Origin of the sequence: Vallitalea longa (genome assembly GCF_027923465.1) — a bacterium.
GTDB classification, from domain to species: Bacteria; Bacillota; Clostridia; order Lachnospirales; family Vallitaleaceae; genus Vallitalea; species Vallitalea longa.
Map to the genome: position 1 here is coordinate 563,708 of NZ_BRLB01000001.1, position 17,483 is coordinate 581,190.

The following is a 17,483-nucleotide window of genomic DNA, read 5'->3' on the forward strand; positions in this document are numbered from 1 at the left end:
TGAAATAACAAGCAAATACATATATAATATATATTATATATGTATTTGCTTATAGTTGCAACTTTAATACAAATCATATATTAACCAGTAAAGAACATTAAATACTAATTAGTCGGGGAGTAGTGATAATTCTCATGAAAAAAATATGCTACTATTCATGTATTATACTTACAATAATATGTTTGTTATATGCAATAATAAATAATAACAAACTCAATGCTATTAATAATAGTCAAAATATTAAACAAGAAACGATTGTCACTGATCATTTACTTAGTTTGAGTCTTGTTGAAGAATTTGATGGATATAAAATATTACAATCTGAATATCCTTCTATTGCTATACAAGATATAATAGATGGTTTAGAAGTTGCTGATATTAGTTTTATGTATTTATTTGAAGCTGATAGAATATCCGTTAGTGCAGTATATAGAAGATATATTTACATTTTAGAACAATATAGACTGGAGCAAATTAAAACAGGTACTATTGAAGACAAAGAAGATTTTAATAATATTTTAAAGGATATAAAGATTATTAAAAATTGGTTGGAAAGTAGATATCACGATAAGAACTATGAACCTTATAAATACGAAGAATTAAAAGGCGCAATATTTGATGACCTTAACATTAAATTTGAACAATAGTCACTGTCAAAAAAACGTGTAATATAAGACCACTTGTTGAACGTACAATCAACAAAGTGGTCTTATTATTTTTTTAGAATGTCTATAAAAATTTATGATTTTGTTGAATTAAAAACTCATATTTGGATATACTTATTATTACAGGGATACCGAATAACGATTCATTTTATGGAAGCTTTTTTATGGATAATAAATTAGCCTTTATATATGGGTCATAGCAACCTTAATTCTGGTCTTTATATAAAGGCTAGTCATAGATTGGTTGTGATAGGTTACTTAGTATCCTTGTTTACAATATGTTCTCCCCCACATAAGAATACTACTTCAAGTAGTATTCTCTTTTTTTATTCTTTTTTAATCAAATGAACTTGTCTTCTCATATACTGTAATTAAGTAAAATTATGACTAAAAAATGAGGAGAATTATGAACAGAAAAATTATTTATCCAGCAGAAACATCTACTCAATCCTTTGGTATGTTGTCAGTTAATACAGTTACACAAGTAGGATTCAAACCTATCGAATCCGCTAAAGTGACAATAAGAAAAACTACTCCGGGTAATGAAATCGTTGAAGAATTGACTACCAATAATGTTGGTAGAACACTTACCATAGACTTAGAAGCTCCCCCTGTCGAATATAGCTTAGAACCTAATAATCCAAAACCATATTCCGAATATAATATTGAAATATCAGCACCTGAATTCGAAACTGTAAATATTGAAGGATGTCAGATATTGCCAACAGAATTGGCTTTACAGAATGTAAACATGATACCTTCTGTAGAAACTTCAGCAATCAGGAGTCAACAGCAAGAAACATTAACTATAGGTCCACACACACTATATGCTGAATATCCACCAAAAATACCAGAGAGTGAAGTTAAAGAAGATGTTGAAAATAGCTTCATCGTTCTAGAAAAACCAGTTGTCCCAAGTACGATAATTGTACATGATGGTACTCCTGACGATACCAGTGCACCTAATTATTTTCTTCCATTCACAAGCTATATTAAGAATGTAGCATCTTCAGAGATATATTCCACTTGGCCTGAAAGTACTATACAAGCCAATATATTAGCAATACTTTCCTTTACGTTGAATAGGATATACACTGAATGGTATCGTGCCAAAGGTAAGAACTTCAATATCACATCATCTACAGCATATGACCATAAATTTATATATGGTAGAAATGTATACCGAAACATATCAGATATAGTTGACCAATTATTTGTCAACTATCTCTCAAGACCAGGAGTAAGGCAACCAATACTTACACAATATTGTGACGGTGTCCAAGTTCAATGTGAAAACTGGATGACTCAGTGGGGAAGCAAATACAGAGGCGACCTTGGTGAAAGTCCAATACAGATACTTCGTTATTTCTACGGTCAAGATATGTTCATCAATACAGCAGAAAAAGTAAGTGGAATCCCTTCATCATTTCCTGGCTTCAACTTGCAAGAGGGTTCAACTGGAGAACCTGTCAGGGTCATCCAACGTCAATTGAATGCCATATCCAATAATTATCCAGCAATACCTAAGCAAAAAGTTGACGGTGTCTTCGGACCTCAAACCAAAGAAGCTGTGGAAGTATTTCAACAAACTTTTCTACTTCCACCAAACGGTATAGTTGATTATCCCACTTGGTATAAGATATCCGATATCTATGTAGCAGTTACCAGATTGGCTGAGTTAGTTTAAAAAAGGGCTATAAATATACTGTTTTTTTCAGTATATCTATAGCCTATATAATTATAGCCGGAAAATGTTAATTTACTATGGTTGATACCAAGACCTAATTACTAAACTTGAACCAATCGAAATCACCTACACCATAATGGTCGTTGAAAACAATGTAAATATCATGTATACCATTAGCATCTGATAAATTGATTGACTGTTCTTGGAATGAATCAAATGCTCCTGTAGCTTCAATGGTAAAAGTTCCAACTAATGTTCCTGTAGTGCTGTCTAATCTTACCTCTGCTCTAGAACCAGCATATGAATCAGGTACTCCTACTCTTGCTGTCATAGTGCTATAACCTGTACCAAGATCAATATTACTATAGCTGACCCAATCTCCGTTATCACACCCACCGATTTTATTTCCACCATTGATGATACCACTCATATTAGTATAATCTTCCGCTTCAATTAATATAGGTTGACCTGAATTTGAATTTTGACCCTCTAGTCTAGCATGCGCCCAATTAGCATGGTCATAATCAATATTATCACCTGAATCTGTTACTTCTAATTTCAATTCATTACAGCCTGTGACATCTATACTTATGCTCTTGGCTTCATCTGCACCTGTCATAAGACCACTATCATATTTCAATATTCCGTCAGTATATACTTTGAATATTATAGTACCCTTATCATTAACATCATCATCCACACCAATATCACTCAAAAATCTGGTATAATCACCATTCAAGTCATATATTATTGTAGAATTAGCATGTGTTCCTAAACCTTTGGAATAAGTTTTTCCATTGATATTTAATGAATCACCATCTCTATCCAAGTCTTTTAATGGCTCTTGATAGCCACTCCAAGATGAATAATTCATATCACTTAGGTATGTTACTCCTGAACTTTCACCTGTAGTGAATTGTGAAACTCCGTTACTATTTACTTTCTTTTCATCTCTTAAACAATAAGCGTCTGATCCAGCTTCTACTTTCCAATAATATGTAGTATCAGAATCTAATCCTCCTATTGTTTTACTTGTATTTTCAACTCTAGAATCGATAACGATATTATCAAAACTTGAATCTTTTGCTACTGTTACTATATAGTAATCAGCTCCTTCTGATGTTGTCCAAACCAACTCAGCACTTGTACTATCTACATTGTCATTATTTGCTGGTGATACACTTTCAAATTCTCCAATAGCTGAATTTAATTCAGTTCTGTAAGCATCTACCTTCAATCCCATATTATCAAAATCTATAGGTTGAAAATCAGGTAATTGGTCATATATCGCTGAATCAGATCTAAGATTAAAGTTATTGCTATTTTCATCAACAAAACCTGGATTATCACTTGAACTGAAAGTTATATTATTATTGATAGTACCATATTGTGATGCTTTGGATACTATACTCATTGAACCACTTTTGTAGATTACATTATCAGTTACTACATTGCCTTTTGGATATGCAGCATTATCTGACCATATGTCAACTAACTTAGGATATTTACTACTCCATGGCTCTTGCTGATATGGCATGTTCATCAATCTTTTATAATTAGTTCCATCTGGTGCTTGAGCTGCGGCGGAAGCCCAATTAAGTAATCTATCATCAATAAATACAGATTGTCCACAATCAATCATGATATTATTGTCAACAATATTATCTCTTCCTCCACCAATCAAAAATGCTTTACTGCTGATATCATAAAATACATTACCTGTAATTTCTGCACTACTCATTGCATCATCTAAATAGATACCATGAGATCCTAGACCACCTATTGATGGTATATTATGTATATAGTTATCTCTTATGATATTTCCTCTGTATGTCCAGTCACGTCCAGTATATATAGCACCCGCATCACTAGTTTCATATACTACGTTATATAATTCATTATTCTCAATAACATGGTCATTACCATAGAAGTCTATTGCAAAATGAGGTGCATTGTGAATAAGATTATGACTTGCTCTGTTAGCAACACCTTTTAATGTTATGGCTGGTGTATATGTTCTTATTATTCTAGCGAAATCATTGAAATGATTATTTTCTACGTAATTGTTACCAGCAGTAAGTGTTACTCTATCTCCTCCAGCAACAAAAACTCCACCTGCTCCTGTTTCATAGATTTCACAGCCTACAATACCGTTGTTAGTTCCACCCTCTGGAACTGTGGCAGGATCGATATCTGCATGGTGTAAACCTCCAGGGTTTCCTATTACGACTGCTCTTTGTCCAAGTCTTCTGAATGTACAGGAAGCCACTAGATTATCAGATGCATTAAGCATCATGACTCCATCACTTCTGGACAATTCGAATGTAAATCCTTCTATATTAATATATGAAGCACCATCCAACTTGAATAATGGTGTATCAAGTATTGATAATTGTACTTTACTTTCCAATATATTACCCTCAGGATATATATACATCTTTCCATTGGTTCTATCTAGATACCATTCACCTGGCATATCCATTTCTGATAATAAATTATAAGCATAAAAACGTTTATTGCTTTCAATACCATAGAAACTAGGATGTTCTGCTTCTATCCTTTTAGTACTTGTATTGAGATTCTTAACCTTAAGATTATCATCAGCCCAATCCCATTTCCAATATCCGAATAACCATATTTCATCTTCATCCGACCATCTTGAAAAACGAGTATCAGAATAAGAAAAAATAGGTCCTTGTTGGTTTATGTAATTCTCTGGTGCAACATATCCAGGATCTGTAGGTTTATCATCCACATGATTTCTAGGAATAAAACCTTGAGTAGAAATACTTCCTGTAGACATATAACCTTCATTAGGATATCTAGCCAATGTCATGGTTTTATTATCTACGAACAGTTCTGGAGCTGGTGGCAATTTTTCCCATCCGAATCCAGCTTTTGTTATCTCACCATATTCAGTAATCCCTAATGAACTTAAATCAACTTGTAAAACCTTATCCCTTGACTCACTTGGAAGTCTATCAAGAATCGTTTGATCTGTAACTTCTGTAAAAGCACTAGTGTCAATATCATGTCCACCCATTATCTTTACATCTTCACCATTATATGCTTTGTAAGTTATCGGAGAATCTTCTGTTCCTGAATCTTCAGCAGTAAGTTCGAATGAACTGTCCCTATTATAAGTACCTTCTCTTAGATAAACAGTTACTCCTCCTGCTGGTAATGAAGAGGTGCTTTTTAGAGCACGAATAGCATTTCTTGCTCCTTCTAACGTACCAAAAGGATCTTGCTGTGTACCTGAATTGTTGTCATTTCCATCTGGTGATACATAGAAACTAATTGAAGTATTAGCTGATGCATCTGTGTCAAAATAATTTAATGCAGTTACACCAAAAAGTATGACCACACATAATAATGAAATCAATCTGTTAATGCTTTTGTTACCCATACAAACTCCTCCATATCTTCTTCATTTTTTATATAATAAGCTTACACTTCTTATAGGTGATTTATATAAGCTTATTACACTTATTTTAATTATAAAAATATAGAAAAGATTATGAAACCCTAAATAATTAATATTGGGTACTGAATATTTACCAAAATCTACTATAATTTACCAAAAACTTATTATGGTTAATGAACCTTACTTTCTACTAGTTATTTCCAGACTCTATAAGTCCATATTTTATCTTGATACGTTCCAATTTTTCTATCATGGTATCAGAGAGTATAAATAAAAAGAATACAGTGGATGCAGCATGGATTACATTGAACCAAAAACCTGTAGCATAATAGGTTAATAATACTCTGAAATCAAATTTTCCCGTTGCCATCATCATAGAACCAATATCTATTATTCCACCATATATGAAAAAAGTAGATAAAAGACCATATAGCAATAGCTTTATCTTGTTTCTCCTAAGGATTCCTTTTCTAAACAATATTCCTGCCAAGAAACCTATGATGCCAAAGCAGAACATCTGCCATACTGTCCAAGGACCTTGTCCAAAGAAGAAATTAGAAACGAATCCTGAAACGGCTCCTACAAGAAAACCTGCTTCACCGCCGAAGCATACACCTGATATAATCACTATAGCTACTACTGGTTTGAATTGAGGAATCATAAAAAAAGCTCCTCTTCCTGCTACAGCGATAGCTGACAATACTGCTATTATCACTATTTCCCTAGCTTGAGGCTTTCTTCCCTCAAAAACCATAAGGAAAGGTATCATGGTATATAATATGATAAGTATGCTGATGAAGACATATTTCCTATCATCCAATACAAAAACTCCAAACAAAATAGTTATTGGTATCAATATCAATATGATGATACTTGAAACTATTGTCCTTTTGGTCAACTTATTTGACTTTTGGGTTGTTCCATATTTTTCTTCCATAATTCTACAACATCCTTTACAGTTACTGCATTATCAAACACACATCTTGTCATACGGTTACTACTTGTGGTATAAAAGCTGTTACCACTAAAAAATCTATTGGTGGTATTTTCCGTAACGATGCTTCCATCAAAGAATAAACCACATCTGTCTGCATAATCAGCACAAAATTCTATATCATGAGATACCATCACTATTGTCACTCCTGTGGATTTCAACTTACTTAGGATTCGAGCGAATTCTATCTTAAAATGTGCATCCAATCCTTTAGTAGGTTCATCCAATAATAATATATCAGGATTCAGTAGAAGAACTTTTCCTAATGCAACTCTCTGCTGTTCTCCCCCACTCAAATCGTATGGATGGCTATCCAGAAAATCTTTTACATGTACTAATTCACTTATTTCATTGATTCTTCGCTCTACGGACTCATTACTTAGCTTTTTATCATGAATAATGTCTATCAAATCCTCATAAACGGTTTTTTTCACAAAAAGGCACTCTGGATTTTGAGGTAGAGTTACGCATCTTTTACCTGATATCTTAACTTTACCACAATAGGGTTTTCTGATACCGCTAAGAACTGATAGGGTAGTTGTCTTACCAGTACCGTTTCCTCCAACTATTGCATATAGTTCTCCTTCATACACAGTTAGGTTAAGATTATTAAGTATGTCCTTACCTTTTCTCTCATATCTAAAATTGACTTCTTTAACCTTAATAGCTTCTTTTTTCTTCTTGTCCTCTTTTTCTATGGGAATATCTTTATAATATATTGGTTTGTCATTAAAATAATCTTCAATGATATTACGACCCTCACGTATAGTTAAAGGCGTTAGATTATTGTCAATTTCTCCAAATATCCTAATAGGAGAAGGCATGGCAGTAAACATTTCATGGTTGGAATCTTTTAATATCTTACAGACTTCTCTAGGTGAATCATCGGCTATTATTCTTCCTGAATCCATTACAATAACCCTATCTGTAATAGGGAAAATCTCTTCAAGTCTATGTTCTGTAATTATAATCGTAGTGCCAAAATCCCTATTGATTTTCTTTATTGTCTCCAAGAAATCTACAGCTCCTATAGGGTCAAGTTGTGCAGTAGGCTCATCAAGTATAAGTACTTCAGGACTCATAGCCATGATACTGGCCAGATTGAGAAGTTGCTTTTGCCCACCTGAAAGTTCCGTCACTGATTTATGGAACCAGTTCTGTATGCCAAAGTAACTTGCCATCTCTGCTACTTTCAGTCTTATTTTATATTTACTGTAACTTAGGCTTTCTAATCCGAAGGCCAATTCATGCCACACTTTATCTGTAACTATCTGTTGTTCGGGATTCTGTAATACATATCCTATCTTCTGAGCTTGATCTTCTAAGTCCATTTCTTCAATGTTCTTATTATAGAATGATATAGTCCCTTTTTTATTACCATTGGGAGTAAGAACAGTTTTCAGATGTTTAATCAAGGTTGTCTTCCCACATCCTGATTTCCCACATATAGTTAAGAACTCTCCCTTTTTTATATTCAGATTGATATTATCTATCGCTTTCTTCTTCTGTAAAGGATAGGTGAAGTCTAAATTCTTGATATTAAATATTTCCATTTCAATTCCTCCCATATGGTTATAAAAACAGGTGTATAGCATAATATGAAATACCCTATATAACTAAATATGTTAATTGTTGAAAACCCAGCAAATCTTATGGTTGGGAAATATCTCACATCAGTAATATCAAGAATTGAACATACTATTATGAATAACCCTAAGCTTATGATTATAGTTACAGCTATTATATCTCTAGTCATAAAGTCATAATTGGAATAAGCTGTTCTCTTATTTAGACCATACCCTCTTGCCTTCATGCTATCTGCAGTTTCTATACCGCTTTCCAATGCCCATGTAATCATTATTGATAGAATCTTGATTCCATTCTTGGCCCTTCTTATCACATTACCATCAGTCACATCATTTCCAATACATTTCTGTGCATTAGAAATAGTAACTATCTTCTTCTTGTATAAAGGCACAAATCTAAATACCATCGATAATATTAATGATAATGATGGTATGATCCTACCAAATAGATATATGAATTTATCTGAAGTCATTATACAGTTATAACAAGAAAACCACATTATTACGGTTATTAGCATAGTACTGGATACCACTCCATATATTACACTCTCTAGTGTGAAGGGATTACCGTTTTTCAGATAAAATAGTATTGTTGCTCCCTCATGATTGAATAATGGATTGATGCATGCTACAATAATCAACATTGGTAACATGAACATTATATTGAATCTGAACCCTTTTTCCCCTTTTAGGATGATTGAATATATGAATGCACCACTTATAGATATAATCATATATACTGGATGTAGAAAAAACATGCTGAATCCTATTACCAATATAAAATATGCAAAATTGACAACAGGATGATATCTACTGAAATGATCCGCCACTCACATCTCCTCCTATATCTCTACCTAAATCACATGTATATATCCACTCTATCTTATCATTTTCTTTCACCTGATATCTGGAACAACCATAATTAGGAAACCAATCGTTAACTTTGTACATCCAACCACTCAAATCACCAGCATCGAATTCATAGATATTGTTTATTCCTTCTATATATGCACTATTGTACATAGGTGTTTTGACGAATTCCATATGTATCTTAGCATTTTTCATTTCTCTTAGTAGTACATCAAATACACTTTCTCCTTCATATGCTGTAACTTTTTTGGTTGCAAAAATCATTCCGTCCTGTGGAACAAGTTCCAACTTATTTTTATCAAGTAAATTCATATTGCTAAGAAGAATATCACATCTGACGGCTAACTCCAATTCAAAAGATTTTGATTCATTTACATCTGCCTCTTGTGGTTCTAAAGGTTGTGGTTTGCCTTCTGGTACAGGATCAGTTAGATATTCATCTTGTTCATTATCTTTAGTTTCTGTTGGAACAGAATCCGTATCATCATTTATAGTTGATTCCTTAGAAACCTTTTCTACATCATCAGTTGGTTCTGTATCATTTGTCGGTTTATCTTTTTGTTCTATGTCTGGTACATGCTGTTTTTCTTCTGGCTGTACACTTTCTTGTTTTATATCATCATCAGTTATCTTTGGTGTTTCATCTATCTGACTCCCACTGACTTCATTATTTTCATTATCTGTTTCATTGGTATCATCAGCATTATCAAGTTCAGAAATATCCTCTTGATTTTCAATGTTTGATTCTTCACTTTTTGCAATTTGCTGATTTTCTATATTATTATCTTTATCGTTAATATTATTTAAATCTTTATTTTGTTCCTGCTTCTCAACATTTTTATCTATGTTATCAACAATTTCTATATCTATATCTGAATCATCTTTATTTACTTGCTTTTCATTATTTATTGTATTTTTATCATCAACAGGTACAGCTGGTTTACTTCCCATAAACCAGCTGATTGTTAAGATTATTATTACTACACTAAGACTAACTATTTTCTTCTTCATACCGTATCCCTACTTATTCACATCACTCATATCATATAACGAGCTTTGATTATTGACGAATCTCTCATATGCCACTAGAGCATAATATCCTTGTTCAGTAGCCATCTGGTTGACTTCTCCATCAACTAGATGTTTGAATCCTCCTCCTTGATTATAGTATGTCATCAAGTTAGTTATTGGATCATTACCGTTTTTTATGAATCTATCATCAGTTGTTGGATTAATGTCTAATGAGCATAGTGCTACAATAACTTGTACGGTACTTTCCACAGTTGCTTCTGCTTCACCAGAAAAACTAGCGAATTCACTTGCAAATCCACCTTTCTCATCTTGGATATTGGATAGAGTCTTAAGTGCTCTATCAATAGCTTTTGTTACATTCTCATATCCATCCTTTTCATAATAAGGTGCAAGTGCTTGGATTGTCATTCCTGTTAAATCCGCATCAGCAGTTTCAGAATCTTGTCTAAGATTAAATCCACCTTCATCTGTTTCATATACATCTATTATTCTTTTAATGATTTCTTCTCTGCTTATAGATGCATCTTCCGGCATTTTACTATTATTCAGATCTATTGTAATCAATCCATATATCAATTCATTAAGTCCCTGTCTATTACCAAGTATTTGGTGTTCCTCAGAGAGACTAGGCATGTTTTTACCTTTGTTCCATGTATAATCTATAAGATCTATATCTTCTACATCTGATGGATTCTTACCTATAGCAGTAAGAGCGATAGCTACTCTTTGGGTATCAGTTACTTTGGTGGACCATCTTCTTGAAGTTTTTGTTTGTTGTTCTTTAACTTTCTTTGCTACTTTCTTATAGTAATTATCATAATAATCTTTAGGAACATCTGCATTTCTTCTTGCTAGACCAAGAACCGCCCATTCACCACCTACTGAACCAACAATAGGCTCTTTTACATTTTCAAGTATATAATTGGTAGTTTCATCTAGAGCCTGTTGTATATTATCATCTAATTTATTAATATCCAGATCTTCTTCTTTTAAATTACCCTTGAGTTCATAAGCTCTTATTATAATTACTGCTGCCATTTCTCTAGTGACATATTCCTTAGGGTTGAAATTACCTCCATAACCATTGATGAGCTTATGACTATAAGCAGTCTCAACATCTTTTATAGCCCAATCAGATACATTATCAATATCTTTTATTATACTACCACTCGTTCTTTCCTTTAACTTCAAGGCACGAACTATGATACTGGCCATTTGCTCTCTTGTTATATTATCATCTGGCTTAAATAGAGAACCGTATCCTTTTATGATATCCTCATTATATGCAGCATTGACATATGATCTGTACCAAGTATCTTTACTAATATCTGTAAATTCAATAGTGTCTGTTCCATGTAAATCCAAGTCAAGTAGAAGTGCTATCAATTTGGTAAATTGTGCTCTTGATATATTATCCTTGGGATTGAATTTATTGTTATAGCCATTGATAAATTTCAATTCAGATGCTTGCTCTACTGCATCTTTTGCCCAATCAGATATACTTTCTTGATCTAGATATAGTGAATTATCTTTAGTCTGATCTTCTTTTACTTCATCTTTATTGCTACCTTCGTTATCAGAAGATTCCTTTGGTGTATTATTTTTATCAGGTTTACTATTATTAGATTTATGGCTATCATGGTCATCATCATTAGAATCATCCCAATTACCTGCATTGAGATCTTTTCCTAGATTGGTGGTATATCTTATTTTTACTCTATCACCATTATGTAACTTGTATTTGTCAACACCATAATTAGGGTACTTACCGTTGACACAATACATCCAACCGCTACCAGTTCCATGATCAAATTGACCGTCACCATCAATAGATTTTATATATACACTTTTGTATTTATTTTCGGAAGGTTCTTCATAATCATAAGAAATATTCCTTGAATCCAATTCATCCTTAAGAACATCCCAAACAGATTCTCCATTATTAAATTCAAACCTGGTTGATGATATAACGTACCCTTTATTGATTGTCAATTTATCAACTGAAAGGGTGATGTATTTATGGCTTGGTGTAGACGGATTGGAACCACTATTACCACTATTATCATCATCGTTATTACCTTTATCTTTTGTAGAAAATACTATAAAATCTGTAAAGTGCTTTGTCTTGACTACTAAATCACCGTTACGGTCATATGCGAATTCATCTTTCTTAGAAGCTAACCCAGATGCATCACTGCTGTATCTATTGATATTATGTATGATATCATCTTGAATATATACTGCTTCTTTTCCAGCCTGACCTTTGAAAGTTATTTCCACATAATCAGAAAATACTATTGATTGTTCTGAACCTACCATAATTGATTGTTCTAATTCATCAACTTTTTTATTGCTGTTTATAATATTAGAACCTTCAATCTTATCTATTATGCTTTTCTTTCTGTTTTGGTCTAGTACAAGATTCCTTAGCAAATCAATATCTGCACCACTGTTCTTGTCAATACTGGTATTTTCTTTGATTACTAAAGCAGAATCATTATTCTGAGCTTCAATTCTAGGCAATTGATTATGTACATTGGAAAGATTTACTTTGACATTAGCTTTAGTGCTATTTCCAATATTCAATTTAACAGCTTTATCATTAGCGGTAACATTAACCTTGAATTCTTTTTCCACATCAGGAATTTTTATGTCAACTTGATCTTTTGTAACTGTTATCTCTTCACCGTTGTTCCCTACCTGCTTGATTTCATCTTGTCCTTCTGGTAGAGATGGTATTGTAATCTCTGAATCATTTCCATCGTCATTCTTACTGATTTGGAAGTCTTGTCTGTTTCCATCTATAGTCACTACAGCATCATAATCTTTATCAACTGGGACTACAGTATTAAAACTGTAGTTCCCATCATTATCTGCTGATGTTGAATCGATATAGTATCTTTTATTCTCTTTTTGTATAACAACATTAACATTTTCATTAGGATTGGCCTTACCAGTAATAGTGATTTCTCCTGTTTGATTATCTCTTATGACTTGAGGAGAATCTTGTGCAAATGCTGTTGCAGATGACAACATCATGAATACTACCAGTAAAAGCGATAATAGCTTTTTCATTATACTTTCCTCCATTATATTTTATCTATTCCACTATTAATTGTATATCAGGTAAAGAACCAAAATTACCACTTGTACCTATTCCATCTATTCCTGGACTCCATTCATTGGCTGCTTCGTATATAGAACCATCAGTTAATCCTATCTCTCCAACAAAACCCTCTGGAACTAAAACTTTAAGTTCATCTGTATTTCCATTTTCAGATTGTACTACTTCCAAGCCTTCTACATCTGTATTATATGTTATCATCAATTTTCCAGCATAAGTAGAATTCCATTGACCTGCTACTGATCCTATTGGTGTTGATAGACCATTGAATCTGATTACGATCTCTTCTCCTGCAGAGATGATGTCATCATCACCTTTATCAATGCTATAACTTAGCTCTTTATTCCTTAATCCAACTTCTTCAGCACCATAACTGATTGTATCACCATCTACAAAAGTTACTTCTTGTCCATCAATAACATAAGTTTCATCAGCTAGGTAATAAAATACATCATAATCATTTTGATCTAATTGTTTTTCTGTTATTTCAATACCGGATATAGGGTCTTGTCCTGTACCTTGTTCTTGGTCTTCTTCTTTCTCTAAATCATCTATTGCCGATTGTAATTGCAATCTGATATCATCTATTTCGTCTTGAGTGATATCTTCTTTATCAACTGCATCTTTAGCAGTATCCAATACAGTCAATAGACCATTATAGCTCTTTTCTGTATATGATGTTTTATCAAGTTTCTCTGCTTCATCTATCAATTGTGTCAATTTAGTCTTATCTGTTTTCTTGCCTGTATCTTTTACTGTTACTTGGCAAGTAGCTGTAATATCATTATCTACATTGCTTTTTACAGTTATAGTTGCCTCCCCTTCACTTATACCAGTGATTACTCCATCTACTACTGTAGCTATTTTTTCATCACTTGATTCCCATATGATACTTTTATCTACAGCATCATCAGGTAGTATTGTAGCATAGAGATTCTCAGTATCACCTGTACTTATAGATAATTCATTTTTATCTAGTTCTATTTGTGTAGGCAATATATCATCATTCTCTTCCACAACTATTGAAAAATCAGGTAATGTGGAGAAAGTATCACTGCATACATCAGCTCCGAGGTTAGGTTCTCCTGGACCTGTCATATCTCTTTCTGAACCTAATGAAGAACCCCACCAAGATTCATCAATATGTCCATCAGTGAAATCGTAGACTCCTTCTTTATCGAATGTTATCTTTATCCCATTTGCTGTAGCTAAAGAATATTGTCCAACATTGTCATTGGATTTAACTTCGCCTAGAATTTCATTATCATATTTAACTCTCGTATAATCATCATTTCCCCATGGAGATGGGAAAGTAGGATTATAGATTGTAGCTAATTTATAAACTGGAAGTGTTATTCCTCTGAAACTTACTTTTACTTCATCTCCAGCTTTTATTGTTTCATCTTCTCTTGACATATTTTCTATATCTATTTCTATTTTTCTTGCATCTATAACATAGAATAATTTTTCTGTACCATTTTCATTTGTAGCGTTTATCTCTATGATATTGCTTCTATTTTCAAGAGATACAGTATATTTATTATCATTTGGCTCTATTATATTGTCATTACATAATACTTTTACATCGTTACTACCTGTTAAATCTACGTCAAAAGTATAATCAGTTGTATTTCCCTCAGCATAATATATAGTGTCATAGTTCCTTTGGTCTATACTTGTTTTTATATCTATACCTTTATCTTCCCCATCTGTTACATCTACAACGATATACGCTTTGTTAACGTCAGAACAAGCACCGAAATCTCTATTATATTGGTGAGTCGCATCATATGTAACTTCAATAACACTAGTTCCCACGCTGACAGCTTCTATTTTGTTGACTCCATTATCGGATGTTGCACCAATTTCTACACTATCACCTTTTATAACATTGTAATGGTATGTAGGATGAGCTACTCTGTTACTTATAGGATCATCAATTATTTCAGGTACACGTCTTGCTGTTAAGTCATATGTATCTCCTACTTCCATGATTCTGAAATTGGAATTAAGCCATAAGTCATTTTCAAAATCCTCTGGAATAGTATCAGGAGCAACTACAGGCTTATCATTTTTGTCTTCTACCAATCCTTCAATAGCTTTGTTTAATTCACCTATCTTGGCACTTATTATTAATTCTTTTGAATCCTCGGTACTATTATAACTGTCATCTTCAGTAATTACCTTGGCATCACTGATAGCATCTTCAAGCACTTGGAAAGATCCAACAGTATAATCATCCTTAGAGTATTTTTCTGCTTCTGTGATTTTATGTTTTAATACATCTACTAGAGGTTCTTCCAACGCACCCCAATTCGTAGTATATCTTAATCTGATAACATCTCCATCTTCAGGGAAATACGCTGATACACCAACGTTAGGCAATTCACCGTTTACATAATACATCCACCCTGAACCATTACCATGGTCAAATTCTCCATCTCCATCTATTGATACAATATAACGACTTCCGTATTTATCATTATATGTACACTTCATAGATAAGCCTTTTTCATCTACAAGCCTTTTCAATACATCAAATACATTATCTTTTTCATATAAATCTACGGATGTTCGACTTACTGTATCACCTTTACCTATTATTCTCTTTTCAATAGATAATTGAACTGTTCCTACTGAACTGAAATCGACATCAGACATATCGTATAATGTATTTTTGCCTTCTACTAATCTATCATAAGCAACTAATGCATATAGTCCTTGATCAGTAGCCATACCATCAACATTCTCGTCAAGAACATGTTTAAATCCACCAGTAGAATCTATGTATGTAAGTAAAGCAGTTATTAAACTATTATCATTTTTGACGAATCTACTATCAGTATGAGGATTGATACCAAGTGAAGTCAATGCAACTATGATCTGTGATATTGTCTCTGATGGTTTAGTCAATTCACTACCAACAAATGAGATTTCATATTTTCCATCACTGCCCTGTAGCTTAGATAATTTATCAACAGCTTTATCTATAGCAGCTTTCACATCTTCATTACTATCATAATAAGGTGCTAGAGCTTGAATAGTCATTGCAGTAGTATCTACATCTAATGTATCACCACTTAATGCAAATCCTCCATCTTTGATTTGATAGTCATTAAGTATTCTATTTATTATCTTTTCTCTTGTTATGCCAGTTTCACTTTTATAATCTTTCGCATCTATAGCCAATAATGCAAAACTTAGTTCATTGACACCTTGTCTATGTCCTAATTCTCCATCTGGTTTTATCTCTGGGAAATTCTCAGCCTTATTAAATATATAGTCTAGTAAATTAATACCATCTACATTTGCTGGATTTTTTCCAATTGAAGAAAGGGCTAAGCAGACTCTCTCAACATCTGTGACTTTATCATCCCATCTTCTTTTATCTTTGATACTTTCTTCTTTTACTCTACCTACAACTTTATCATAATAAGTTTCATAATACTTTTCTGGTATTTCTAATCCTGACCTTGCTAGAGAAAATACTGTCCAATCTCCTCCAATAGTAGCAACTCCTGGTTCACCTACCGCATCCAATTGATACTTGACTGCTTGCTTAATGGCCTCATCAACTTTTTCATCTATACTTATAACTTCTTGATGCTGGTTAACTATCAAAGTGTTACTTAAAGTAACTGGATTATGCATATTATCCCATGCGAAAGCCTTGATTTTATATTCGCCATCAGCAGGAATTGGTATACAAGTACCCCAATTCTTATCACTGTTTGCCTTGATTTCATCATTAACATAGTTATATGTAATCATTTTGTTAGTGTTATTCTCGTAAAGTCCAACAATCAAATTGGCTTGTAACGTTTCATTAGTTGTATTTACTACACTAAAGTTAAACATTGCATCTTGATTGTTATCAAAATTTTCTACACTTGCTAGTGTAATATCAAGGGTTCCCCTCTCCTGTGCGTATATAGGTGTAATGCATGATACAATCATTAAGATTGAAAATAAAATTGGTAATACTTTTGTTTTGATCCTTTTCATATTATCCTCCAAAAATTATATTTGGATAGTTAATAATAATTGATATCAAAAAAAGCTATCTCCATATGAGATAGCTTAATTATATAATCAACA

At 32.9% G+C, this 17,483-nt stretch carries 9 protein-coding genes; 2 read left to right on the forward strand and 7 right to left on the reverse strand.

Features of this window, described 5'->3' with window-relative positions:
* The first annotated feature begins 134 nt into the window (after nucleotides 1–134).
* Together QMG30_RS02450 and QMG30_RS02455 are read left to right on the forward strand one after the other, a co-directional pair.
* Nucleotides 135–647, forward strand: coding sequence for a hypothetical protein (locus QMG30_RS02450; protein ID WP_281811873.1), 513 nt, complete (start codon nucleotides 135–137; stop codon nucleotides 645–647).
* 424 nt (nucleotides 648–1,071) lie between these two features.
* Complete coding sequence (locus QMG30_RS02455; RefSeq protein WP_281811875.1) at nucleotides 1,072–2,352, forward strand: peptidoglycan-binding protein; 1,281 nt, start codon at nucleotides 1,072–1,074, stop codon at nucleotides 2,350–2,352.
* A 94-nt stretch (nucleotides 2,353–2,446) separates the two neighbouring features.
* On the opposite strand, the gene QMG30_RS02460 is transcribed toward QMG30_RS02455, so the two are convergent.
* The 7 genes from QMG30_RS02460 to QMG30_RS02490 all read right to left on the reverse strand — a co-directional run bounded on the left by QMG30_RS02460 (nucleotide 2,447) and on the right by QMG30_RS02490 (nucleotide 17,390).
* Nucleotides 2,447–5,761 carry an NPCBM/NEW2 domain-containing protein gene (locus QMG30_RS02460; protein WP_281811877.1) on the reverse strand — a complete coding sequence of 1,105 codons (3,315 nt, stop codon included), beginning with the start codon at nucleotides 5,759–5,761 and terminating at the stop codon, nucleotides 2,447–2,449.
* Between the two features lie 208 nt (nucleotides 5,762–5,969).
* Nucleotides 5,970–6,716: an ECF transporter S component gene (locus tag QMG30_RS02465; RefSeq protein ID WP_281811879.1), complete on the reverse strand. Its 747-nt coding sequence runs from the start codon at nucleotides 6,714–6,716 to the stop codon at nucleotides 5,970–5,972.
* Nucleotides 6,674–8,326: an ABC transporter ATP-binding protein gene (locus QMG30_RS02470; protein ID WP_281811880.1), complete on the reverse strand. Its 1,653-nt coding sequence runs from the start codon at nucleotides 8,324–8,326 to the stop codon at nucleotides 6,674–6,676. The genes QMG30_RS02465 and QMG30_RS02470 overlap by 43 nt, the downstream gene beginning before the upstream one ends.
* The gene (locus QMG30_RS02475) at nucleotides 8,299–9,189 is read right to left on the reverse strand and encodes an energy-coupling factor transporter transmembrane component T (protein ID WP_281811882.1); all 891 of its coding nucleotides are present in this window, start codon (nucleotides 9,187–9,189) and stop codon (nucleotides 8,299–8,301) included. The genes QMG30_RS02470 and QMG30_RS02475 overlap by 28 nt, the downstream gene beginning before the upstream one ends.
* Nucleotides 9,170–10,240: a DUF4430 domain-containing protein gene (locus QMG30_RS02480; RefSeq protein ID WP_281811884.1), complete on the reverse strand. Its 1,071-nt coding sequence runs from the start codon at nucleotides 10,238–10,240 to the stop codon at nucleotides 9,170–9,172. The genes QMG30_RS02475 and QMG30_RS02480 overlap by 20 nt, the downstream gene beginning before the upstream one ends.
* 9 nt (nucleotides 10,241–10,249) lie before the next feature.
* Nucleotides 10,250–13,336: an S-layer homology domain-containing protein gene (locus QMG30_RS02485; RefSeq protein WP_281811886.1), complete on the reverse strand. Its 3,087-nt coding sequence runs from the start codon at nucleotides 13,334–13,336 to the stop codon at nucleotides 10,250–10,252.
* A 25-nt stretch (nucleotides 13,337–13,361) separates the two neighbouring features.
* On the reverse strand, nucleotides 13,362–17,390 hold the full coding sequence (locus QMG30_RS02490) for a DUF4430 domain-containing protein (RefSeq protein WP_281811888.1): 4,029 nt from the start codon (nucleotides 17,388–17,390) through the stop codon (nucleotides 13,362–13,364).
* Nucleotides 17,391–17,483: the final 93 nt, after the last annotated feature.

Excerpts from the sequence above, each read along its gene's own strand:
- QMG30_RS02450 (WP_281811873.1), top strand. The coding sequence starts at position 135 with ATGAAAAAAATATGCTACTATTCATGTATTATACTTACAATAATATGT.
- QMG30_RS02455 (WP_281811875.1), top strand. The coding sequence starts at position 1,072 with ATGAACAGAAAAATTATTTATCCAGCAGAAACATCTACTCAATCCTTT.
- QMG30_RS02460 (WP_281811877.1), bottom strand. The coding sequence starts at position 5,761 with ATGGGTAACAAAAGCATTAACAGATTGATTTCATTATTATGTGTGGTC.
- QMG30_RS02465 (WP_281811879.1), bottom strand. The coding sequence starts at position 6,716 with ATGGAAGAAAAATATGGAACAACCCAAAAGTCAAATAAGTTGACCAAA.
- QMG30_RS02470 (WP_281811880.1), bottom strand. The coding sequence starts at position 8,326 with ATGGAAATATTTAATATCAAGAATTTAGACTTCACCTATCCTTTACAG.
- QMG30_RS02480 (WP_281811884.1), bottom strand. The coding sequence starts at position 10,240 with ATGAAGAAGAAAATAGTTAGTCTTAGTGTAGTAATAATAATCTTAACA.
- QMG30_RS02485 (WP_281811886.1), bottom strand. The coding sequence starts at position 13,336 with ATGAAAAAGCTATTATCGCTTTTACTGGTAGTATTCATGATGTTGTCA.
- QMG30_RS02490 (WP_281811888.1), bottom strand. The coding sequence starts at position 17,390 with ATGAAAAGGATCAAAACAAAAGTATTACCAATTTTATTTTCAATCTTA.